The organism is Streptomyces vilmorinianum, assembly GCF_005517195.1.
Taxonomy (GTDB): Bacteria; Actinomycetota; Actinomycetes; order Streptomycetales; family Streptomycetaceae; genus Streptomyces; species Streptomyces vilmorinianum.
Genome location: NZ_CP040244.1, coordinates 6,153,251 through 6,175,910, shown reverse-complemented (window position 1 = coordinate 6,175,910; position 22,660 = coordinate 6,153,251). Strand labels below are relative to the sequence as shown.

The 22,660-nt window shown below is 72.8% G+C and carries 21 protein-coding genes; 8 read left to right on the top strand and 13 right to left on the bottom strand.

Translation table 11 applies throughout. The features are described 5' to 3' along the window. The first annotated feature begins 252 nt into the window (after positions 1-252). The 5 genes from FDM97_RS28460 to FDM97_RS28440 are packed head-to-tail and all read left to right on the top strand — an operon-like array spanning position 253 to position 5,849. On the top strand, positions 253-3,039 hold the full coding sequence (locus FDM97_RS28460) for a sensor histidine kinase (RefSeq protein WP_432816290.1): 2,787 nt from the start codon (positions 253-255) through the stop codon (positions 3,037-3,039). Then, a complete protein-coding gene (locus FDM97_RS28455) occupies positions 3,036-3,518 on the top strand; it encodes a roadblock/LC7 domain-containing protein (RefSeq protein ID WP_137993364.1) in 483 nt (160 codons plus the stop codon). The genes FDM97_RS28460 and FDM97_RS28455 overlap by 4 nt, the downstream gene beginning before the upstream one ends. Next, the gene (locus tag FDM97_RS28450; protein WP_137993363.1) at positions 3,515-3,937 is read left to right on the top strand and encodes a DUF742 domain-containing protein; all 423 of its coding nucleotides are present in this window, start codon (positions 3,515-3,517) and stop codon (positions 3,935-3,937) included. The genes FDM97_RS28455 and FDM97_RS28450 overlap by 4 nt, the downstream gene beginning before the upstream one ends. Beyond that, positions 3,918-4,595, top strand: a complete 678-nt coding sequence (locus tag FDM97_RS28445; RefSeq protein WP_432816254.1) for a GTP-binding protein — start codon at positions 3,918-3,920, stop codon at positions 4,593-4,595. The genes FDM97_RS28450 and FDM97_RS28445 overlap by 20 nt, the downstream gene beginning before the upstream one ends. Positions 4,596-4,613: 18 nt before the next feature. Continuing rightward, positions 4,614-5,849, top strand: coding sequence for a styrene monooxygenase/indole monooxygenase family protein (locus FDM97_RS28440; RefSeq protein WP_137993362.1), 1,236 nt, complete (start codon positions 4,614-4,616; stop codon positions 5,847-5,849). A gap of 83 nt (positions 5,850-5,932) precedes the next feature. Here the strand turns inward: FDM97_RS28440 and FDM97_RS36055 are convergent, their stop codons facing one another. The 6 genes from FDM97_RS36055 to FDM97_RS28415 all read right to left on the bottom strand — a co-directional run bounded on the left by FDM97_RS36055 (position 5,933) and on the right by FDM97_RS28415 (position 10,088). Further along, positions 5,933-6,094 carry a hypothetical protein gene (locus FDM97_RS36055; protein ID WP_175439266.1) on the bottom strand — a complete coding sequence of 54 codons (162 nt, stop codon included), beginning with the start codon at positions 6,092-6,094 and terminating at the stop codon, positions 5,933-5,935. After that, positions 6,076-6,558, bottom strand: coding sequence for a hypothetical protein (locus FDM97_RS28435; RefSeq protein WP_137993361.1), 483 nt, complete (start codon positions 6,556-6,558; stop codon positions 6,076-6,078). Before FDM97_RS28435 ends, FDM97_RS36055 begins: the two co-directional genes overlap by 19 nt. A 97-nt stretch (positions 6,559-6,655) precedes the next feature. Continuing rightward, entirely contained in the window at positions 6,656-7,942 is a 1,287-nt protein-coding gene (locus FDM97_RS28430; protein WP_137993360.1) for a C40 family peptidase, read from the bottom strand. A gap of 77 nt (positions 7,943-8,019) precedes the next feature. Further along, on the bottom strand, positions 8,020-8,289 hold the full coding sequence (locus tag FDM97_RS28425; RefSeq protein WP_137993359.1) for a hypothetical protein: 270 nt from the start codon (positions 8,287-8,289) through the stop codon (positions 8,020-8,022). A gap of 31 nt (positions 8,290-8,320) precedes the next feature. Next, complete coding sequence (locus tag FDM97_RS28420; RefSeq protein WP_137993358.1) at positions 8,321-9,043, bottom strand: TetR/AcrR family transcriptional regulator; 723 nt, start codon at positions 9,041-9,043, stop codon at positions 8,321-8,323. Between the two features lie 109 nt (positions 9,044-9,152). Then, positions 9,153-10,088: an AurF N-oxygenase family protein gene (locus tag FDM97_RS28415; RefSeq protein WP_137993357.1), complete on the bottom strand. Its 936-nt coding sequence runs from the start codon at positions 10,086-10,088 to the stop codon at positions 9,153-9,155. A 194-nt stretch (positions 10,089-10,282) separates the two neighbouring features. Here FDM97_RS28415 and FDM97_RS28410 point away from each other — a divergent pair, with 194 nt between their 5' ends. After that, a complete protein-coding gene (locus FDM97_RS28410) occupies positions 10,283-11,392 on the top strand; it encodes a ferritin-like domain-containing protein (RefSeq protein ID WP_137993356.1) in 1,110 nt (369 codons plus the stop codon). A gap of 52 nt (positions 11,393-11,444) precedes the next feature. Further along, entirely contained in the window at positions 11,445-12,260 is an 816-nt protein-coding gene (locus tag FDM97_RS28405) for a hypothetical protein (protein WP_254705786.1), read from the top strand. Here FDM97_RS28405 and FDM97_RS28400 read toward each other — a convergent pair. The 7 genes from FDM97_RS28400 to ligD form a co-directional block, all read right to left on the bottom strand. Further along, positions 12,253-13,722, bottom strand: coding sequence for a penicillin-binding transpeptidase domain-containing protein (locus FDM97_RS28400; protein ID WP_137993354.1), 1,470 nt, complete (start codon positions 13,720-13,722; stop codon positions 12,253-12,255). The two genes, FDM97_RS28405 and FDM97_RS28400, sit on opposite strands and share 8 nt — an antisense overlap. Next, positions 13,719-15,059: an FtsW/RodA/SpoVE family cell cycle protein gene (locus FDM97_RS28395; protein WP_137993353.1), complete on the bottom strand. Its 1,341-nt coding sequence runs from the start codon at positions 15,057-15,059 to the stop codon at positions 13,719-13,721. The genes FDM97_RS28400 and FDM97_RS28395 overlap by 4 nt, the downstream gene beginning before the upstream one ends. Before the next feature lie 56 nt (positions 15,060-15,115). Further along, positions 15,116-16,417, bottom strand: coding sequence for a sensor histidine kinase (locus tag FDM97_RS28390; RefSeq protein WP_137993352.1), 1,302 nt, complete (start codon positions 16,415-16,417; stop codon positions 15,116-15,118). Beyond that, positions 16,414-17,172, bottom strand: coding sequence for a hypothetical protein (locus tag FDM97_RS28385; RefSeq protein ID WP_137993351.1), 759 nt, complete (start codon positions 17,170-17,172; stop codon positions 16,414-16,416). Before FDM97_RS28385 ends, FDM97_RS28390 begins: the two co-directional genes overlap by 4 nt. A gap of 115 nt (positions 17,173-17,287) precedes the next feature. Further along, entirely contained in the window at positions 17,288-19,375 is a 2,088-nt protein-coding gene (locus tag FDM97_RS28380) for a PBS lyase (RefSeq protein WP_137993350.1), read from the bottom strand. Positions 19,376-19,679: 304 nt separating this feature from the next. Continuing rightward, positions 19,680-20,534: an ATP-dependent DNA ligase gene (locus FDM97_RS28375; RefSeq protein ID WP_137993349.1), complete on the bottom strand. Its 855-nt coding sequence runs from the start codon at positions 20,532-20,534 to the stop codon at positions 19,680-19,682. Between the two features lie 128 nt (positions 20,535-20,662). After that, complete coding sequence (gene ligD / locus FDM97_RS28370) at positions 20,663-21,547, bottom strand: non-homologous end-joining DNA ligase (protein ID WP_137993348.1); 885 nt, start codon at positions 21,545-21,547, stop codon at positions 20,663-20,665. Positions 21,548-21,596: 49 nt separating this feature from the next. Between ligD and ku the strand changes: the two genes are divergently transcribed. Further along, positions 21,597-22,652, top strand: a complete 1,056-nt coding sequence (gene ku, locus FDM97_RS28365) for a non-homologous end joining protein Ku (protein ID WP_137993347.1) — start codon at positions 21,597-21,599, stop codon at positions 22,650-22,652. Positions 22,653-22,660 lie beyond the last annotated feature (8 nt).

Below are 22,660 nucleotides of genomic sequence, written 5' to 3'. Positions count from 1 at the left end.
GCGGGCATCCTGCCAAAGCACGCGCGGAAGATCCAACCGGCGCCCGGCGAGGGCCCGCGGAAGCCCCCATCGGAAGTTGTTCGCCAACTCATGAGTGTTGTTCACTCGTTCGGGTGGCGGAGCGGCCGATGCGCGTCCCCTTCCCAGAAGCGCTGGAATGGTCGGAAGCCGTACCAGGGGTGGGGGCGCTCTTTCATGTGACCGGTCGTCACCTCTGCTTCATGGGTGGACGAGTCGAGAATGCGAGCACCGGTGCAGAAGAAGCGGCCTCGGAGCAACAACGGCACGCGGAGCCAGAGCCCCGGTGACCCGCTGACCACGGGCGACGGCGCCACGGGTCCCGCGACGGCCGGAGCCACCGCCCGATCCACGGCCGGAGCCACCGCCGGATCCACCCCCGGAGCCGCCGGCGTTCCCGCCGGCCGTCCCAAGCGCGTCCGCAACCGCCTGGTCGCCGGTGTCGCCCTCGTCGGTGTCACCGTCCTCGCCGCCGGCGCGCCCGCGGTCCTCACCGCCTCCGCCGAACTGACCGACTCCCAGAGCCTGGTCACTCTCGCCGAGCTCGACCGCCAGGCCGTCACCCTCGCCCACTCCCTCGCCGACGAGCGCGACGAGGTCGTCGCGTACATCGCCGCGGGCCGCGACGAGCAGACGGGCGACGCGAAGGACCGGCTGCAGATCACGGACGCCCGCTCCACCCGCGTCGACCGCCAGATCGACGAGATCGGGCCGGCCGCCCCCGCCGAGCTGCGCCGCGACCTCGCGGGCCTGCCCTCCCTCCGCCGTACCGCGCTCACCGGCAAGGGCACCGCCCTGGAGGCCCACAGGGCCTACTCCAACGTCATCGCCAAGCTCCACGCCCTCGCCGACGAGCTGGCCGAGAAGACCCCCGCCCGCGCCGCCGAGGCCACCCGCGCCCCCGCCGCCCTCGGCCGCGCCGTCGAGCAGGCCTCCGCCGCCCGCGGGCTGCTCCTCGCCGCCCTCGCCGTACCCCAGCCCGAGTCCACCGGCACCCACTACGACCCCGTCACCGGCACGTACGTCCCCGACGAGCCCGAGGGCGCCGACGAGGCCGACCGGGCCCGGGACGCCCTGACGGCAGCCGCCCAGCAGGCCCGGGTCCGCGAACTGACCGCCCTCGCCGACTTCGACCAGGCCGCCTCGGCCACCGCCCGCGACGCGTTCACCGCCACGGTCACCGGCCCGGACGTCAAGAACGCCGAACGCGAGCTGGCCCGGCTCACCGACCAGCCGAGGCTCACCGAGTCCGAGCGCGAGACCGACCGCGAGAAGCTGGAGGCCGTTCTCTCCGCCCGCGTCGAGCAGATGCGCGGCGCCGAATCGGCCCTCGCCACCGACCAGGTGGAGCGGCTCGCCCAGCTCCGCGACGACGACGTCACCGCCCTCGAACTGCGCATCGCCTTCCTCGGCGGCTGTCTGCTCGTCGCGATCGGCATCTCCACCTACGTCGCCCGCACCCTGACCCGCCCCCTCGCCGTGCTGCGCATCGGAGCCGCCCGCCTCGCCGCCGCTCCGGCCCCGGAGACCGAGGAGCCGGTGCGCTTCACCGGCCGTAACGACGAGTTCGCCCAGGTCGTACGGTCCCTCAACACGCTCCAGGGCAAGCTGGCCGCTCTCGCTCAGCGGACCGAGCGGCTCGACGGCGAGCGCGCCGGCCTGGAAGGCTCCCGCGAGGCCCTCGCCGCCGAACTCGCCGTCCAGCGCGCCGAGCTCCAGGGCCACACGGCCCTTCTCACCGCCGAGCTCGAACGGTTCCGCCACACCGTCCACCACACCTTCGTCAACCTCTCGCTGCGCAGCCTCGGCCTGGTGGAGCGCCAGCTCGGCGTCATCGAGAAGCTGGAGGAGCGCGAGCAGGACCCGGACCGGCTCGCCACCCTCTTCAAGCTCGACCACATGGCGACCGTCATGCGCCGCCACAGCGAGAACCTCCTCGTCCTCGCCGGTCACGAGCACGTCCACGGTCACCCCGGGCCGGTCCCGCTGGTCGACGTGCTGCGCGCCGCCGTCAGCGAGATCGAGCGGTACGAGCGGGTCACCATCCAGTCCCTGCCGCCGCACGCCCAGATCGCCGGCTTCGCCGCGGACGACCTCAGCCACCTCGTCGCCGAACTCCTGGAGAACGCCACCTCCTTCTCGCCGCCCGACGCCCAGGTCCAGCTCTCCGGCTGGCTCCTGGAGAGCGGCGAGGTGATGCTCTCCGTCCAGGACGAGGGCATCGGCATGACCGAGTCCCGGCTCGCCGAGCTCAACGCGCGGCTCGCCGAGGCCGACCCGGCCGACGTCGAGGGGGAGGGGCTCGGGATCCGCGTCACCGCCCTGCTCGCCGCCCGCCACGGCGTACGGGTGCAGCTGCGGGAGCAGAAGCAGGGCGGCATCGCGGCGGTGGTCGTCCTGCCGCAGTCGCTGCTGCCGACGGCCCCGCCCGCCGCGGTCCCGCCGGCGGTGCCGGTCGCGGGCGCGGCGCCCACGTTCAACCTCCCGGGCTCGGTCGCCGAGGCGAACTCCAACGCCCTGCCGTCCCGTACCAGGGACCCTCTGGTGGTGGCCGCGGAACAGGCCTTCGCGGCGGCCGAGAAGGCCGAGAAGGCCGAGAAGGCCGAGAAGGCCGAGGAGGCCGAGGAGGCCGAAGCGGACTCAGGCGCTCCCGAGGAGTCCCCGGCGGAGTCCGTCTCCGAGACGACCCTGCAGGTCCGCCTCCCCGACCCGGCGCCCGAGCCGGACACCCACGAGCGCGCCGAGGAACCGGCCGTACAGCAGGTCACCGACAAGGGCCTGCCCAAGCGCACCCCGCAGATCGTCCCCACGGCCGACACCTCCGCCGCCCCGCGCACGGGCAGCGTGGACGCCGAGGCGCTGCGCCGCAGGCTGGGTGGCTTCCACCAGGGGGCCAGGGACGGGCGACGGGACGTCGAGGCGGAGATCGAAGCCGGGGAGGCCGGGGAGGCCGCACAGACCACACAGACCGCACGTACCGAGGAGATGACGGGGGACACAGTCGAGGAGGCACGTAGTTGACTGCGACCGAAACATTCGGACTGAGCAGAGAGGCCCGCAACCTGCACTGGCTGCTGGGCAACCTCGTCGAGGAGGTGCCCGGTGTCCGCTCGGTCGCCGTCGTCTCGTCCGACGGACTGCTCCTGCTCTCGTCCGACCCGTCGGCCCAGAACGCCGCGGTCACCGAGGAACGCCCGCGCGGCCCGCGGGGCTCCAGCGCCGACCTGGCCACGATCGTCTCCGGCATCGGCAGCCTCACCATCGGCGCGGCCCGGCTGATGGACGGCGGCGGGGTCAAGCAGACGATGGTGGCGATGGAGGAGGGCAGCGTCTTCGTGATGTCGATCAGCGACGGCTCGCTGCTCGGGGTCCACGCCGAGCCCGACTGCGACATGAGCGTGGTCGCGTACCACATGGCTCTCTTCGTCGGCCGCGCCGGACACGTCCTCACCCCCGAACTCCGCAGCGAGCTGCGCAAATCGTTGGAGAGCAGCCAATGACGTCCGTCTCGTCGGGGTTTCACGCCCATAAGCTGCCGGTCCGCGGGGAAGGCCGGCGGCCCGCCCGCGTCCGTCCGTACTCGCTCACGGGCGGCCGGACCCGCTTCGGCCACGTCCTGCTCGTCGAGACCTTCGTCGCGGCCCTCGAGGCGCCGGCCGCGCGCAAGGTGCTGACGGGCGGCCGGCCGGGCGCCCGCGGGCTCATGCCGGAGATGCGGGCGATCGTCGAGATCTGCCGCCGGATGCGTACCGTCGCGGAGATCTCGGCGCTCCTGAAGATGCCGCTGGGTGTCGTGCGCGTGCTGCTCAGCGACTTGGCCGACCAGGGAAAGATCCGTGTGTACGGGACCGGTCACGGCACCGGCCAGCCCGACCGCGCGCTGCTCGAAAGGGTGCTGAGTGGACTCCGCCGTCTCTGAAGCCGCTGCCCCGGCCCTCGCCGGAATCCCCGCCCAGCCCGAACCCCGTGAACCCGGTCCCGTCACGGACACCGAAGAGGGCGCGCAGGACTGGCAGCTCGACCACACCCGCGCCCCCATCGCGACCAAGGTCGTCGTCGCCGGCGGCTTCGGCGTCGGCAAGACGACCTTCGTCCGGGCGGTCTCGGAGATCACTCCGCTGCAGACCGAGGCGCTGATGACCCAGGCGAGCGAGGAGACCGACGATCTCTCCGCGACGCCCGGCAAGAGCACCACGACCGTGGCGATGGACTTCGGCCGGATCACCCTCGACGACGACCTGGTGCTGTACGTCTTCGGTACGCCGGGACAGCAGCGCTTCTGGTTCATGTGGGACGACCTGGTGCGCGGCGCGATCGGCGCGATCGTGCTCGCCGACACCCGCCGGCTGACCGACTGCTTCCCCGCCCTGGACTACTTCGAGAGCTGCGGGCTGCCGTACATCGTCGCGGTCAACCACTTCGAGGGCACCGAGCTGTTCGAGCCCGAGGACGTCCGGGAAGCCCTCACGGTGCCCCCGCACGTACCCGTCGTGATCATGGACGCGCGCAAGCGGTACAGCGTCGTCGAGACGCTGCTCGCCATGGTCGCGCACGCGCTCGAAGCCTCTCCCGAATAACGCGATAGGAACCCCGTCATGCGGAAGATACTCATCGTCGGAGCCGGGCAGTCCGGTCTCCAGCTCGCCCTCGGACTGCAGGCGCAGGGCTACGAGGTCACCCTCATGTCCAATCGCACGGCGGACGAGATCCGGTCCGGCCGGGTCATGTCCACCCAGTGCATGTTCGACACCGCGCTGCAGCACGAGCGGGACCTGTCCCTCAACTTCTGGGAGTCCCAGGCCCCGCAGATCAAGGGCCTCGGCGTCTCCGTCGCCGCGCCCGACGCGTCCCGCGCCATCGACTGGGTGGGCAAGCTCGACGGCTACGCGCAGTCCGTCGACCAGCGCGTGAAGATGGCCGGCTGGATGGAGACCTTCGCCCAGCGCGGCGGCCAGCTCGTCATCCACGGCGCGGCAGTCTCCGACCTGGACTTCTTCTCCCGTACGTACGACCTGGTGCTGGTCTCCGCGGGCAAGGGCGAGCTGGTCTCCATGTTCGGCCGGGACGCCGCCCGTTCCCCGTACAGCGAGCCGCAGCGCGCGCTGGCCGTCGCCTACGTCCACGGCCTCGGTCCGCGTCCCGAGCACCCCGACTTCGACGCGGTGCGCTGCAACCTGGTCCCGGGCGTCGGCGAGCTCTTCGTCATGCCGACCCTGACGACCTCCGGTCGCGCCGACATCCTCTTCTGGGAGGGGATCCCGGGCGGCCCGCTCGACGTCTTCCAGGGCGTCAAGGACCCCTCCGAGCACCTCTCGCTCACGCTGGAGCTGATGGAGAAGTTCACGCCCTGGGAGTACGCGCGGGCCACGAAGGTCGAACTGACCGACGCGAACGGCACCCTGGCCGGCCGCTACGCCCCGACCGTGCGCAACCCGATCGGCCGCCTCCCCGGCGGCGGCCTGGTCCTCGGCGTCGCGGACGTCGTCGTCGCCAACGACCCGATCACCGGCCAGGGCTCGAACTCGGCCTCCAAGTGCGCGGCGGCCTACCTCGCGTCGATCGTCGAGAACGGCGACAAGCCCTTCGACGAGGCGTGGATGCGGGCCACGTTCGACCGCTACTGGGACACGGCGCAGCACGTCACCAAGTGGACGAACGCCATGCTGGGCGTCCCTCCGGAGCACGTCCTGAACCTGATCGGCGCGGCGGGCCAGCTCCAGCCGGTCGCCGACCGCTTCGCGAACGGTTTCAACGACCCGGCCGACTTCGAGAACTTCTTCTTCGACCCGGAGAAGACCTCCGCGTACCTCGCGTCGGTCGCTCAGGGCTGAGCCCCGCCGAACGAACAGAGCAACGGCCTCCGCCCACCAGGGACGGAGGCCGCTGCTCGCGACTTTCGGGGCCCGCGGGCCCGCTAGAACAGCAGGTTGAACTGCTGCCAGCCGGTGCCGACCTTCACGCGCGCCGCGTACGGCTTCGCCGCGACCCCCGTGCCCTGGTAGTACCAGAGCGCGCCCGAGGCGTCCCGCGCCACCAGGTCCGCCTTGCCGTCCGAGTTCAGGTCGCCCGGCGCCACGCGTGCGCCCGACGCGGACCGATGACCTTCGAGCCCGCGTCGACGCTCGCCCCGCGCGGCACGTAGACGAGGCCGTAGTAGGCCGTCGTGCCGTCCGCCGCGGTGCTCGACGCCGAGATCCCGGGCGCCGGGTTGCCCCAGCCCTTCAGGTCGCAGAGGTACACGCCGGCGATCCCGGCCTTCGGCGTGCAGCCGTCCGCCCCCTCCGGCTTCAGCCCGGCCGGCAGTCCGCCGCCGGACCAGGTGGCGTCCGTGAGCGGCTTCTTGCTCAGCGCGTAGACGTACGTGCCGTCCGACTCCCCGGTGTTCTGCCCGCCGGTGCTCGGCGGCGCCGGCCAGGTCCAGCCCTCGCCCGGCATGAGGACCTTGTTCTCGACCGGGTCGAAGGAGAACGTCGGATCCCCGGCCGCCACGGCCGTCCCCGCGCCCACGGCGCCTCCGGTGACGAGCGGCGCCGCTGCCACACCGGCCCCCAGAACCCCGCGCAAAGTCACCGCCACGTAAATGATCAGTCGCTGGACGCTGACAGGCCCCACCGACAAAGGGCTTGGCCGGTGCGGCTCAGGCCCGATCGAACCCCTCGTCGGCTCCGTCCGTCGCTCCCGCCGGGAGCTCGGGCGGCGTGAACGCGAGGAGAGGGGCCGCGGTCGGGTCCGGGCGGACCGCGCCCAGGAGGGGGTTGGCGGCGATCGGGGAGACCTTCACGCGGGCGCCCGGGCGCGGGGCCTGGACGACCAGGCCCTGACCGAGGTAGATCGCCACGTGGGTGGCCTCCGGGAAGTAGATCACCAGGTCGCCGGGGCGCAGCTCGCGCAGGGGCACCTTGGGGAGGGTATGCCACTGTTCCTGGCTGGTCCGGGGGATCTCGCGGCCCGCGTTCGCCCAGGCCTGCGAGGTCAGCCCCGAGCAGTCGTACGACTCAGGTCCCTCGGCGCCCCACACGTACGGCTTGCCGATCTGCCGCACCGCGTAGCGCAGCGCCTCTCCGCCCTCCTGCGAAGGGGTCCGGTCGCCGTCCAGGACGCCGGAGTCGAGGAGTTCGCGCTGGGCGCCCGCTGTCTGGGTCCGTTCCAGTTCGGTCAGCCGGGCGAGCTGGTCGGCGGGGAGCGAGGCCAGCAGCTTCTGGACCTCCGCCAGCCGGGTCTGGACGTCCTCCCGCTGCTTCTTCTGCCGGGCGGCGAGCGTCTGCTGCCGGTCCAGGGCCTTGCGGGAGGCGCTCGCGAGCGCGTCGGCCTTCTTCTCCGCCGCCGTGAGCCGGGAGACGGTGGTGGCCCGGTCGCGGGCCGCACGGGCCATCAGATGGCCCTGGTCCAGGGCGTGCCGGGGGTCCTCGGCGAGCAGGAGCCGCAGGTACGGGGAGAACGCCGAGGTCGTCGCGCGCCCCTGGTACTGCTCCCGGGCGAGCCGTCCGGCCTCGTTGCGGCCCTGGGCGAGCGCTTCGCGGGCGGCGGTGAGTGCGGCGGTGACCTTCTTGGTGTCGGCGGTCTGGAGCCTCAGGGCCTCGTCCGTGGCGTTGTAGGTCTCGGTGGCCTGCTCGGCCTGGCGGTAGAGGGTCCGGAGCCGGGTGAGGAGGGTGACGACGGAGTCGCCGCCGGAGGGCGGGAGTTCACCGGCGTCGTCGAGGGGCGTCCCGTCGGCGGGGTCGGCGGGGCCGGCGGGCGCAGTGGGGTCGTCGGCGGGGTCCGTAGCGTCCGTGGCGTCGACCGGGTCCGTCGCGTCCGTGGTGTCGGCGGGGACCTCCACCGGTGGATCCGCCGGGTCGTCGGCCGTGGCCGCCGGCACCCCCGCCAGCGCCGTCGTCGCCGCGAGCACCCCCGTGCAGACCGTGCGCAGCAGCTTTCCTGACACGTCATCACCTCCACCGAGATGATGCGGGGGCCAGGGGGTGCGATGAGCCTACGAAGGGGCGATTCGGGCTAAGGCGCTCACCCGTTCGGCTTGGACCACGGCCACTTCAGCTCGTGCCGCTCGCGGCCCTCGGGGGCGTACTCGTACACCCAGCCGCGCGGGAGCCCGAGCCGCTTGCTGTGCCCGGCCGGCTCGCGGCGGTACGCGTGGACGGTCGGCGGCCCGCCGTCGGCGTCCGGCACCGGTACCTCGTACCACTTCGGCGGATGCCCGGTCGGTCCGACGAGGACGGGCAGGACCCGTCCGTCCAGGGGTCCGCCTCGAAAGGGGGTGTTCTCGCTTCTCACGCCACCAGTCTCACACCCGTACGCACCCGTCTCATATGAGGTGCGCCGCCTCGCTCACCACGGGGGTCACCCGACGCGCCAGCGTCCCCACCGGCCCCTCGGCCGTCTCCTGCGCGAGGAGTCGCTTGACCACCGACCCCGTCTCCTCGTCGGTCGCGGCCGTCGCCGCGAGGAGCGCGATCAGATGGTCGACCAGCCAGTCCCGCAGCTCGGGGGCGGGCGGCCGCTTCTCCTCGTCGAGCCAGATGAGCGAGGCCGCCTCCACCGCCGCGATCCAGGTCCTGACCATCATCCGCAGCCGGGGGCCGGGCCGGTCCACCCCCAGGTGGACGAGGATCTGCTCGGCCGCGGCCCGCCGTACCTCGTCGACGATGGCGGTCGTCCGGGAGGTCTCCGCGACGCTGCCGCCCTGGAGCAGGGCGCTGAAGCCGGCGTCGTGCTCGTCGACGAAGGCCAGATAGCGGTCGAGGACCCGGCCGAGCCGCTCGGTCGGCGGCCCGACGGGCGGCTCGGCGAAGCAGCGCTCCAGCTCGTCGGCGGAGGAGCGCAGCGCCGCCTCGTACAGCTGCTGCTTCCCGCCGGGGAAGTAGCGGTAGACGAGCGGCCGGGAGACGCCCGCGGCCTCGGCGACGTCGTCGAGGGAGACCTCGTCCGGGGCCCGGTGCGCGAAGAGCGTCAGAGCGGCGTCGAGCAGCTGCAGACGCCGCTCCTCGACGCTGAGCCGGCGGTACGCGGGCGAGGCGGCACTGGTCATGCCCCGCAGCGTAACTCCGCGGAGCGACACTCAGGCCGACAGCCCGGAGGCTGTGTGCGAGGTGCGGCTGCGCCGCGTGGCCGGAGTCGACGCCCGGGGTCCCAGGTCCTCACGCCAGCAGGCCCGAGGACCTCCACAGCCGCCGCCCCGGCCCCCGCAGTACACCGATGTCGTCGAGGAAGTCCGTCAGCCGCTTCGCGCCCGACTGCATGACCTCGCGCCGGTGGCCGCTGGCCCTGACCTGGGCGACGGCCTCGCGCCGGTCCAGGCCCACGTTCTCGTACACCTTGGGGTTGACGAAGCAGGTGGAGAAGACGCGGGCCGCCTCGCCGCAGCTCAGCCGGGTGAACTCCTGCTCCCAGCGGGGCGCGGTCACCATCTGGCGCCGCAGCTCCTCGCGGGCGTACCGCACATGGCGGGCCTCCTCCACCACGTGGATGCGGGTCACCCCGCGCACCAGGGTCTGGACGCGCTCGTCCGGGAAGGTCAGGCGCTGCATCCAGTCGAGGATCTCCTCGCCGAGGAGGGTCGCGGCGAAGGAGCCGGGGGTGGTGGAGACGGTCTTCAGGACGCGGGCCAGGTTGTGGTAGATCCGCGGCACCGGGTACGTGGGCGCGCCGCCCTTCTGGATCATCCGGGCGAACATCATCGAGTGCCGGCACTCGTCGGCGATCTCGGTGAGCGCGTACCGCACGTGGTCGCTGGTGAGGGACTTGTCGTAGATGTGCCGGACGAGCAGCTGCATCAGGATGATCTCGAACCAGATGCCGAGCGAGGCGAGCGAGGCGGCCTCGTGCCGGGCGAGGTCCATCCGCTGCTCCTCGGACATCCGCTGCCACAGCGGGGTGTCGTAGAGGGAGACCAGCTCCGGCGGCCAGAACCACTTGCCCTCCTCGACGGGTGCCTCCCAGTCGAGTTCGGTCTCGGGGTCGAAGGAGTGCTTGAGGGAGGACTCGAGGAGTCGCGCGGCGACCTGTTCCCGGTCGCGCAGAGGCCCCAGGGCGTCCCGGAGGAGAGTGAAGTCGTGCTCGGTCACGGCGGTCACGGGGGCACCTCGCTGTGCTCGCGGTCGGGTTACCGGCGGTCGGGTCGAGCGGTCACATCTTATGAGACTGCGCGTCAGTAGGCCCGTCAATCCCCCGTGCGCCACTTGTTGACTCGGCGTCTACCAAGGTGTCAGCCTGCCCATGTCCGCCTGTTTCGAGGCCTGTTGGCAGGAACGAACACAAGGAGGCGTCAGTGTCGACGCGCGACCTCTACACGAAAGCCCCGGCAGACCCCGTCTGGCAGGTCCCGGCGACCGGTTCGGCGCGCTTCAGCTGGGAGTACGAGGACGGCCGCCAACGGCTCCTCGCCCTCTACCAGAAGGGCAAGGACAAGCAGTGGGACGGCGCCAAGCGCATCGACTGGGAGCTGGAGGTCGACCCGTACGACCCCCTCGGCACCCCGGACGAGGTCCTCACCCTCCACGGCACGCGGCACTGGGCGGCCATGACGGAGAAGGACAAGGGTGATCTGCGCAGGCACTACGCCTCCTGGCAGTTCAGCCAGTTCCTCCACGGCGAGCAGGGCGCGATGATCTGCGCCGCCCGGATCGTGGAGTCCGTCCCGGACCTGGACGCCAAGTTCTACTCGGCGACCCAGACGATGGACGAGGCGCGGCACGCGGAGATCTACGGCCGCTTCCTGCACGAGAAGATCGGCATGCTCTACCCGATCAACGACAACCTCCAGGGCCTGCTCGGCGACACGCTCAGGGACTCGCGCTGGGACATGCCGTACCTCGGCATGCAGGTGCTGATCGAGGGACTCGCGCTGGCGGCCTTCGGCATGATCCGCGACACGACGGACAAGCCGCTCCCGAAGCGGATCCTGGCGTACGTGATGCAGGACGAGGCCCGGCACGTGGCCTTCGGGCGGATGGCGCTGCGCGACTACTACAAGCAGCTGACGGACGCGGAGCTGCGCGAGCGCGAGGAGTTCGTGATCGAGGGCTGCTACCTGATGCGGGACCGGCTGCGCGGCGTCGAGGTCCTGGAGAACTTCGGCATCGCGAGGAAGGAGGCGGAGGAGCTCAGCGAGCAGAGCGAGTTCCTGCATTTGTTCCGCAAGCTGCTGTTCAGCCGGATCGTGCCGTGCGTGAAGGACATCGGCCTGTGGGGCGAACGCCTCCAGAAGGCCTACCTGGACATGGGCGTCTTCGACCTCGGCGACTCGAACCTGGACCTGCTGATGACCCAGGACGAGGAGATCGCGGAGGCGCTGGACCGGGAGCGGTTCGCGGCGGAGGAGACGGCGCGGGTGGCGGAGGTCGAGGACGCGATCGCGCAGGGTGCGGCGGAGGGGTAGGGCCGGGACCCGGGGGCGTGGGCGTTCGCAGGTGTGACGTAGCGTGACCGGCATGACCATGCCGCCTCCGCAGAGCCCGCAGCCCCACAACCCCTACGGCGGGCCCGTGCCGCCCCCGCAGCAGCCGGGGTTCTACGGACCGCCCCAGCAGGGCTTCCCCCAACAGGGCTTCCCGCAGCAGGGCGTCCCCCAGCAGTACCCGGGGCCGGGGGCCTGGGGGCCGCCGCCCAAGAAGGGCCTGTCGGCGGGGGCCATCGTCGCCATCGTCCTCGGGTCCCTGGTGCTGGTCGGCGGTATCGGTTACGCGGCCAAGCTCGGACGTGACGGGAGCGGGGCCGGCGGCTCCTTCCCGGCGCGGACGCACGAGCTGGTCGTGCGCAAGACCCTGCTGGACGGCGAGTACACGCTGGTCAGCGACCTCTCCCAGAGCAAGGGGAAGGAGATCGTGGACAGCTACGACCCCAACGTCAAGGATGCCGAGGCGGCCGTCGCCGAGTACAGCGGCAAGGACGGCGCCGTGCTCGTGGTCTCCGGCCTCCACGGTCGCATGAAGAACCCCGACCGCACCCGCACGGCCATCCTCGGGGGAGCCGCGAAGGACGAGGGGTCCACGCTCGCCGTCCCGCCCAAGGACGTCACCCCCGCCGGCCACGACGTGACCATCACCTGCCAGGTCACCCGGTCCAAGGACGCGACCGGGGCCACCATCAACCTGCCCATGTGCGCCTGGGGCGACGACAACACCGCCTCCGCCGTTGCCCTCGTCACCGCGGAGTCGGCCGTCGCCGACCCCGAGGACATCGACCTCGCCGAACTCGCGGAGACCACCGCCAAGGTCCGCGCGGAGATGCGCGAGCCGATCAGCTGACGGCCCGGGCCCGCAGCGCCTCCTCCATCACCGCGCGGGCGATGGGCGCCGCGCTGCCGCCCCCGCTGATGTCCGTACGGCTGGCCTCCGCGTCCTCGATCACGACCGCCACCGCCACCGCCGGCTGGGCCGCGTCCGAGGCCTGCGCCCAGGCGATGAACCAGGCGTACGGCGTCCCTGTGTTGCCGAGCCCGTGCTGCGCCGTGCCCGTCTTGCCGCCGACGCGCGCCCCCGGGATCGCCGCGTTCGAGCCCGTGCCCTCCTCGACCGCCTCGACCATCAGCCGCTGCAGCTGGGTCGCGGTCGAGGGGCGCATCGCCTGGCGGTAGCTGCGCCGTCCCGTCGAGTCGACCGTCGTGCCGCCCGCCGTCGTCGTCCGGTCGACCAGATACGGGTACGCGATCTCCCCGTTGTTGGCGACGGCCGCCGCCACCATCGCCATCTGCAACGGCGTCGCCGTCGTGTCGAACTGACCGATCGACGACAGCGCCAGCTGGTCGGCGCTCATCTCCCGGTCGAAGTTCGACTTCGCCACCCATGACGGGATCCTCAGCCCCGTGTCGTCGAAGCCGAACCTCTCCGCCGCCTCCACCATCCCCGCCAGGCCCACCTCCACCCCGAGCCCGGCCATCACCGTGTTGCACGACCACTGGATCGCGTACGCCAGCGAGGCGTTCCCGCACCCCTTCGCCGCGTTCGGCAGCACCTGCCTCGTCCCCGGCAGCACGAACGGGTCCGGGGTGTCCGTGGGCGCGTCGACGTCCGTCACCACGCCCGCGTCCAGCGCCGCCGCCGCCGTCACGATCTTGAAGGTGGAGCCGGGCGGATAGGTCTGCCGGATCGCCCGGTTCAGCATCGGCTGGTTCGGCGAGGAGTTCAGCCGCGCCCACGCGCCCTTGACCGCCGGACCCGTGCCGGACAGTTCCCCCGGGTCGTACGAGGGCGAGGAGACCAGCGCCAGGATCCGCCCGCTCGACGGCTCGATCGCCGCCACCGCCCCCCGCTTCCCGCCGAGACCCCGGTACGCCGCCTCCTGCATCGGCGCCCGGATCGTCGTCACCACGTCCCCGCCCGGCAGCCGCCCCCGGCTGATGTCGTTCCAGAACGGCAGCGGGGCGAGCAGCGGACTCGTACCGGACAGGACCCCGTCCTCGGCGTTCTCCACGAGCGTGGTGCCGTACGTCTGCGAGGCGTAGCCGGTCACCGGCGCGTACAACGGCCCCTGCTTGTACGTCCGTTCGTAGCGCAGCTGCTGGCCGCTGTCGCGCGAGCCCGTCACCGGCCGCCCCTCGACCAGGATCTCGCCGCGCGGCTGGCCGTGGCGGGTGATCGCCAGGCGCCGGTTGGCCGGGTTCTCGTCCAGCGACTCCGCTTCGAGGATCATCACTCGCGCCGCGTTGACCAGCAGCGCCACCAGCAGGACGAGACAGAGCGCGGCCGCGCGCCGGATGTACGGGATCACCGGGCGTCCTCCACGACCGGGGCGATGACCCCGGCCTCGACGGTGTCCGGGCGCGGGGCGCGGGCCGAGTCGCTCACCCGGATCAGCAGCGCCACGATGACCCAGTTGGTGACGACCGACGAACCGCCCTGCGCCAGGAACGGCATCGCCATGCCCGTCAGCGGGATCAGGCCCATCACCCCGCCGGCGATCACGAAGACCTGGAGCGCCAGGATCGAGGCGAGGCCGATCGCGAGGAGCCGGCCGAAGGGGTCGAGCAGGGCGAGACCGGCCCGGTAGCCGCGCGCGACGAGCAGCCCGTACAGCAGGAACAGGGCGGTCAGCCCGGCAAGGCCGAGCTCCTCGCCCGCCGTCGCGAGAATGAAGTCGGACTTGGCGGCGAACCCGATCAGGATCGAGTGCCCGAGCCCGAGCCCGGTGCCGAACATCCCGCCCGCGGCGAAGGAGAAGAGGGACTGCGCGAGCTGGCTCGGCCCGTCGCCCGCCTCGATGGACGCGTACGGGTTCAGCCAGTCCTCGACCCGGCTGTGGACGTGTGGTTCGAGGGAGCCGACCGCGAACGCCCCGACGGCCGCCAGGAGCAGCCCGACCGCGATCCAGCCGGTCCGGCCCGTCGCCACGTACAGCATGATCACGAAGAGTCCGAAGAAGAGCAGCGAGGTGCCGAGGTCCCGCTCCAGGACCAGCACGCCGACGCTCAGCACCCAGATCGCCACGATCGGCCCGAGCACCCGGCCGGTGGGCAGCTGCAGCCGCCAGATCCTGCGGCCGGTGTACGCCAGCGCGTTGCGGTTGGCCGCCAGGTACGCGGCGAAGAAGACGGCCAGCAGGATCTTGGCGAACTCGCCCGGCTGGAAGGAGAGTCCACCGAGCCGGATCCAGATCCGGGCCCCGTTCACGGCCGGGAAGAAGATCGGCACGAGCATCAGGACGAGGGCGGTGGCCACCGAGAGGTACGCGTACCGCTGCAGTACCCGGTGGTCGCGCAGCAGGACGACGACCGCGATGAAGAGCGCCACCCCGAGCGTCGACCAGACCAGCTGGGGCAAGGCGGCCTGGTCCCGGGGCGTCTCCAGGTCGAGCCGGTAGATCAGCACCAGGCCGAGGCCGTTGAGGAGGACGGCGATGGGCAGGAGCAGTGGATCGGCGTACGGCGCGCGGAAGCGGACGGCGAGATGCGCGAGGAGCGCGAGCGCACCGAGACCGCCGCCGTAGCGGGCGGCGTCCGGCGGCACGGCGCCGTTCTCGGCCAGGCCGACATCGGCGTAGCCGAGGACGGAGATCAGGACGGCGCAGACGAGGAGGGAGAGTTCCACGCCGCGGCGCTTTGCGGTCATGGTCCGCAACGTAGCAAGCGGTATGGCTTATATCCCTTATGTGTGACGGTGCGCCGTCAGGGGGCGAGCGGCTCACTCGTGAACCGTACGTACTCCGGCAGCGTCAGCCGTGCCTCGGCGCCGCCGTCCGGCGCGTTGGCGAAGACCAGCTCCGCGCCGATCACTTGGGCCTGGCCGACCGCGATGGTGAGCCCGAGCCCGTGCCCCTTGCCGCCGCTCTCCGTACGGAACCGCTGCGGCCCGGACGCCGGCAGGTACTCCGGGTACCCGGCGCCGTGGTCCCGCACCGTGACCACGGGACCGTCCACGGTCAGGACGACCGGCGGCGCCCCGTGCTTGTGCGCGTTGGCGAGCAGATTCCCGAGCACCCGCTCCAGGCGCCGCTTGTCCGTCTCGACCGTGGCGTCCCGCACGATCCGCACCTCGGTCCCGCTCCCGGTCCCGGTCCCGGAGGCGTGCACGACCCGCCGCGCGAGCGGGCCCAGCTCGTGCACCGCCAGATCGACCGTCTCGTTGCGGGCGTCGAGCCGCGAGATCTCCAGCAGGTCCTCGGTCAGCCCGCGCATCGCCTTCACCCGGTCCCGTACGAGCTCCGAGGGGCGTCCCTCCGGCAGCAGTTCGGCGGCGGCCGACAGGCCCGTCAGCGGGGTGCGCAGCTCATGGGCCACATCGGCGGTGAAGCGCTGCTCGGCCTGGAGCTTGCTCTGCAGCGAGGAGGCCATCGTGTCGAGCGCCCCGGAGACCGTGGCCACCTCGTCCTCGGGGCGCGAAGGGTCCTTCGTACGGGGGTCGTTGACGCGCGCGTCGAGATCGCCCGCGCTGATCCGCCGGGCCACCTGGGCGGTCAGGTGCAGCCGCCGCGTGATCCGGGTGACCGCGAACGCGCCCACGAGCAGGGTCGCCCCGATCGCCAGGACCGAGGAGCCCAGGATCGACCGGTCGAGCTCGTCGATGGTCTCCGCGCTCGTCGAGTAGTCCACGCGGACGGCCAGCGCCCGGCCGTCCGCGGGCCCCGCCGCCCACATCGTCGGCCGGCCCTCGTGGTTCTCGACCACCGTGCCGCGCTCACCCTTGAGGGCGAGCGCGCGCAGCGGGCCGGGCAGTCCCTCGGGGTCGATCCCGGCGAACCGGGGGAGCGGGTCGCCCGCCTCGTAGGCGCGCGTGGCGGCGGTGAGCCGGGTCAGCGCCCTCTCCCGGGAGTCGTCCACGGTGTGCCGGGCCACCGAGACATGGACGAGCACGCCGAGCAGCGCCGCCAGGGCGCAGCACATGACGGTGATGAAGACCGCGGACTTCCAGGTGAGGCTCGCGGTCCAGGCGGGCGGGCGGAGCTTCGCGCGAGGCCGGCGGCGCTTCACGGGCCGTCCGTCGCAAGGTCGGCGGCCGTCTCGGGGGAGGGGGAGGGCGAGGAGGAGGAGGGGGACGAGGGCGAGGGCGAGGGCCCCGTCGGCTTGACGCGGACGATCTCGTCGCGGGTCGGCAGCATCGCGCGCTGCTGCTCGTCCCAGGACCAGGCGGTCCGGTACTCGTACCCCGGAATGCCGGCCGAGGCGGCCCGCACGATCACGTCCCGGCCCGCCAGGTCCACGCTGATGACCTGGTCGGTGGTGGCCATGATCCGGGTGAGGCCGCCCTTCTCGGCCGTATAGACCCGCAGGCCGACCTGCTGCTCGGGCATCCGGATGCCGACGATCAGCTCGTCACGGCCGTTGCCGGTCAGATCGCGGTAGTACGGCCGCATCACCGGGCACGCGGCTGGCTGGGTGCCGCACCGGCCGATCTGCCGGGCCGTCTCCTCGTACATGCCGTCCGCGCCGGAGTACGTGTCGGGGTGGGCGTTCACCTCGGCCTGGACCACGGCCACGGGGTCGACGCGACGCACGTCGTCGCCCGGGGCCTTGATGCCGGGCACGGTCTGGGTGTCGGTCTCGCCGTAGTCGAGGGGCGGCTCGGACGCGGGCGGCAGGTCGGGCCAGAGGCGGACGGGGCCGATGGCGGTGGGCGTGGCGCCCGCGCTCTCCAGCTCGCCCTCGGCGTCGCAGCCGGAGAGCACGAGCGGCGCCGCCGCGGCCAGGGCCACGACGGCGACGAGCGGCACTCCGCGCGGTCTCACACTGCTCCTCGGGGGTCGAGCCGGAGCTCGGGACGGTCGGTCTTCCCCTAGACCTTATTCGTACAGACCTTATTCGCAGGGAAGTCCTCTTTGTCCACCTGTGCCGGCCCGGCCTTCAGAGCTCCATCCGGTCGAGGGCGGCACGGCAGAAGGTCAGGAGCTTCTCGTCCTCGTGGATGGCGTGGCTGCTGTAGCCGCCCTCGCGCGCGTTGTGGCGGCGGCGCCGGGCCAGTTCCGTACGGATCACCCACTCCGCCCCCGCCGCCGCGGGGCCCATCTCCGCCAGGTACTCCGCGATGTCCACGCGCGCGTGCCGGTTCTCCTCCCAGGCCGCCAGGAGGACGGGGAGCGCCGACGCCACGTCCCCGGACACCCGCCACAGGGCCGCCGCGCTGCGCACCCGTACCCACAGGTCCCGGGCCGTGAGGCCGGGCAGCAGGGCCGGCGCGCTGCCCGCCGCGGCGGGGCCGATCGCCCCCAGCGCACGGGCGGCCGCGCACCGGTCCGGATCGGCCGCATCCGGACCGAGGCGCGCCTCGAGGGCCGGCAGCACGGCCCCGAGGTCGCCCTCCACCGACCAGAGCGCGAGCGCCGCCTCCGCCGCGACCGCGGCCGAATCGCTCCCGAGCAGCGCCCGCATGTCCGCGGTCGCCTCCCGCGCGGCCGGGCCGAAGGAGGCCAGCGCCCGCAGCGCCGCCTCGTGCACCCAGTCCCGCCGGTTCGACGGCGCCCCGCGCAGCACCCGCAGCACCTCGGGCAGGGCCTGGACGCCCCGGACCGCGGTCAGGGCGAACAGCAGCGGCGCCGCCTGGTCGTACAGCCGGTCGTCCAGCTCGACCCGGGCGAGCCGCCGGCGCAGCGCCGGGGCGAGCGGGACGGCGGCGGGGCCCAGGGTGGGGACCGCGTACAGCAGCTCACGGCGCACCTCGGGCTCCTCCAGGGCCCGGGCGAGCAGCGGCACCGCCCGGGCGTCCCCGGAGCGGGCGAGGGCGAGCAGCGCCCGGCAGCGTCCGTCCCGGGCCCGGGTACCCCCCTGGCCGCCCAGCGGCCCGTCGGGTCCCTCGGCGAGCCGCGCCGCGAGGGCGTCGGCGGCGGGCACGGTCAGCTCGAAGAGCCCTTCGAGGAACGCGACGGCGGCCTCGCGCAGCCGCGGATCGGGGTCGGCGAGCTGCGCCCCGACCAGCCGCACCACCTCCTCGTACCGGCCGCGCCACACCCGTGTCAGCCCGCCGCACAGCCAGATCGCGTCCGACCTCTGACACCGGTCGGGGCTGCGCAGCTGGGCGAGGATCAGCGCGATCCGGTCCTCGACGCGGTCGTCGAGCGCGGTGTGCAGGGTGCGCATCAGCTCGTCGGTCCACGGGGTCGGCCGGCCGGCGGAGTGCTCTTCGAGCAGCTCCCGGACCTGCCCGATGAGCGTGGGCGTGGACGGCCGGCCGTTCTCGGGGAAGGCCGGCTCGGGCGGCGCCGTCCGTACCTGGTCGAGCAGCTCCGTCACCCGCTCCACGACGTCCTGCGGGACCTCGCCCGGCGCGCACCGGGCCAGCTGGGCGAGGGCCGCGAGCCGCAGCCCGGGCGCCTGGGCCGCGCGCGTGAGCCAGCCGAGCCACTCCACCGTCTCGGCCCGCAGCGACTCGTGCCGCCGCGCGATCCTCCCGACCGCCTCCACCAGGGCGAGCCGTACCTCCGTGTCGCACTCGACCGTCAGCCGCTCCCGCAGCAGGGTCAGCACGCGCGCCGGGTCGGGGTGCAGCGAGGCGAGCGCGCACGGGGCGGCGAGGCGCACCTCGGGGTCCGGGTCGCCCACGAGCCCGAGGAAGACGTCGGCACCGGCGGCGACGGCCGCGGCCGCCATCGCGTAGTTGGCGGCGGGGATGAACTCCTCGTCGTCCGGGTCGAGTTCGTCCAGTTCGTCGTCGCCGCTGAGATCGATCCCGCCGATGCTGGTCAGCAACTCCACGATGCCGCCACGGTCCTGGACCTCGGGATCGGCGACGAGTTCGAGCAGGAAGGGGATGCAGGCGAGCGTCGAGTCGTACACATCGCCCTGGTGGTGCACGGCGCCGTACATGGCGTCGAGCGCGACTTCGCGCTCCGCCGGATCGTCCGAGGCGAGGCCGCGCAGCAGTCCCGGCACATCGTCAGCGGGGCCGTACGCATGCCCCAGCGAGGCCCAGTCGACCTCCTCGATCCCCGTCAGCATGCCGGCCGCCGCCTTCCCCGTGAGCGCTGTACCAGGCAGCAAGTGTGCACCACCGCACCGTCAACAAGGACCCGCTGACCGGACGCGGTCCGCCAAGGGCCCGCGGGGCGCTCGCTTTGCGCCAACTGCCGTGCGCGGCCCCATCGGACGTGCCGTGGGTCTTGCCGTGGGCCTTGCCGTCGGGCCGATCGCCGGGCCGACCGCGAGGCCAGGTGTCGGGCCGACCGCCGGGCCGACCTCCGGGCCAGGTGTCGGACGAGCCGTCGGACGAGCGGTCGGACGAGCGGTCGGACGAGCCGTCGGACTAGCCGTCGGACCGCACCCGTACGAACCGCGCGGTCTCGTGGCGCCCGGCCTGCTGGCTCAGCTCGACGGGCAGGGGGTCGGCGAGCATCGTCACGGGCCCGTGGTCCGGATGGTCCGCCGGCGCGCCGAGACGATCGCGCACCAGCTCCCCGACCAGCCGCGACTGCGCCGGGGTCAGGCGGGGCGAGGTCTTCACCGTCCGGTCGTCGGGGAGCTCCACGAGCAGCGCCCGCGGTCGGTCCACCGGCCCGAAGACGCCGAGAAGGGTGCCGTCCCGTGTGTCCGAATGCCGCACCTTCCGCCAGGCCCAGGTGCCTCCCGGCCGGTAGGGCGAGTTCAGGGCCTTCGCCACGACCCCTTCGACACCCACGGCCCTCAGGTCGCGGAACCAGGCGCGCGCGGTCTCCTCGTCCTGCGTCGCCAGGACGCGCTGGACGGGCGGGCCGATGCCCCGCAGCGCCGTGCCGAGCAGCTCCCAGCGCTCCCTGAGCGGCAGGGCCCGGACGTCCCGCCCCGGCACGGCGAGGATGTCGAAGGCGATGTACGACACCGGCACCCCCAGCCGTTCGCGGTCGGCGCGCGAGCGCAGCAGATCGGTGAAGCTCAGCCGCCCCTCGCGGTACGCGCACAGCTCGCCGTCCAGGACGACGCCGGCCGGCAGATGAGCGCCCAGATGCGCGGCGATCTCGGGGAAGTCCCGGGCGAGGTCCCGGTGCGAGCGGGACTGCAGGAAGACCCGTCCGTCCTCCAGGACGAAGGCGAGCGCCCGGAATCCGTCGAGCTTGAGCGTGTACTGGAGGCCTCCGGGAGCGCTGCCGTGTGCCGGGATCTCGTCCGCCGGCCGGGGGCGCATGACGTCGACCGGGGGCCGCAGGACGGGGGCCGCCGGGCCAGGTGTCCGCTCAGGTGCCGGCTCAGGTGTCGGCTCCGGTGTCGGCTCCGGTGCCGAGGCTGGTGTCGGCTCCGGAGTCGGTGCCGGTGTCATGGCAGCCCCCCGGCCCGGGCGGGGTCGAAGAGCGGCCCGAGGAGATCTCCGTACCGCTCCAGACGTGGCGCGATGTCGCCCATCAGCAGAACGAGCCGCTCCGGTTTGTCACACCCCTCCACCTCCTCCCAGGTCACGGGTGCGGAGACGGCCGGAAGCGGCCGGGCGCGCAGGGTGTAGGGGGTGGCGGTGGTCTTGGCGGCGGCGTTCTGGCTGTGGTCGACGAAGACTTTGCCCGGCCGCAGGGCCCGTGCCATCCGGTGGACGACCAGATCCGGATGGTCCGCCTCGGCCCGGACGGCGAGCTGCTTCGCGTACGCCGACACCTGCTCGGACGGCGTCGGCTCGAGCGGTACGAGCAGATGCAGGCCCTTGGCGCCGGAGGTCTTGGCGAAGGCCTCCAGGCCGTCCGCCGCGAGCCGCTCGCGCAGCCAGAGCGCCACCCGGCAGCACTCCACGACGGTCGCCGGCGGCCCCGGGTCGAGGTCGAACACGAGCCGGTCGGCGACGGCCTGCGAGCCGGCCCGCCACTGCGGCGTGTGGAACTCCACGACCAGGTTCGCCGCCCACATCAGCGAGGCCAGGTCCTGGATCATCACCTGCCGCGCCCGCGGATCCTCGGAGCGGGGGACCGGGGTCGTCTTCACCCAGGCGGGCGTGCCGGGCGGCGGATTCTTGGTGAAGAAGAGCTGCCCGTCGGGGCCGTCCGGATAGCGCAGGAAGGAGACCGGGCGGTCGCGCAGATGGGGGAGGATCGCGTCTCCGACGGTGGCGTAGTAGTGCAGCAGCTCGCCCTTGGTGGTGCCGGTGGCCGGGTGGAGAACCTTGTCCAGATTGCTGAGCGCCAGGCGCCGCCCCTCCACCTCCGTGATCGGCGTCATACGATGAGAATCCCACGATTCCGGAAATCCCGTGCGAAAGGGATGAAACGTGCGATCCATATGGAACGGCGCCATTTCCTTCGGCCTGGTCAGCATCCCGATCAAGTTGGTGAACGCCACCGAGAGCCGGTCCGTGTCCTTCCGCCAGATCCACACCGAGGACGGCGGCCGCATCCGCTACCGCAAGGTGTGCGAGCTGGACGGCGAGGAGATCTCCCAGGCGGAGATCGGTAAGGCGTACGAGGACGCCGACGGGACCATGATCCCGATCACCGACGAGGATCTGGCGGCCCTGCCGCTGCCGACGGCCAAGACGATCGAGATCGTCTCCTTCGTCCCGGCCGGCGAGATCGACCCGCTCCAGATGGACAACGCGTACTACCTGCAGCCCAGTGGCGTACCGGCCGCCAAGCCGTACACCCTGCTGCGCGAGGCGCTCAAGCGCAGCGACAGGGTGGCGGTCGCGAAGTTCGCGCTGCGGGGGCGGGAGCGGCTCGGGATGCTGCGGGTCGTCGACGACGTGATCGCCATGCACGGGCTGCTCTGGCCGGACGAGATCCGCTCCCCGGAGGGCGTGGCCCCGGAGACCCCCGTCGCGGTGCGCGAGGCCGAACTCGACCTGGCGGACGCCCTGATGGCCACCCTCGGAGAGGTGGACATCAACACCCTGCACGACGACTACCGGGAGGCGGTCGAGCAGATGATCGCCGCCAAGGCGGAGGGCGGCGCGGGCCTGGCGCCCCCGGAGCCGGAGGCGGCGGGCGGTGGCCAGGTCATCGACCTGATGGCGGCCCTGGAGAGCAGCGTCCGCGCGGCGAAGGAGGCGCGCGGGGAGGGCGAGGTCGCCGAGGTGACCGAACTCGCGCCGCGCAAGGCGGCGGCGCGGACGCCGAAGGAGACGGGCACGCGGAAGTCCACGGCGAAGACGGCGGCGAAGAAGACGGCCGCGCCCGCACGGAAGTCGACGGCGAAGACGGCTGCGAAGAAGACGGCGGCGAAGAAGACGGCCACGGCCACGGCGAAGACCGCGGCCAAGACCACGGCGAAGACCGCGGCCAAGAAGCAGCCGGCGAAGAAGGCGACCCCGCGCAAGCGCACGGCGTAAGGCGCGGA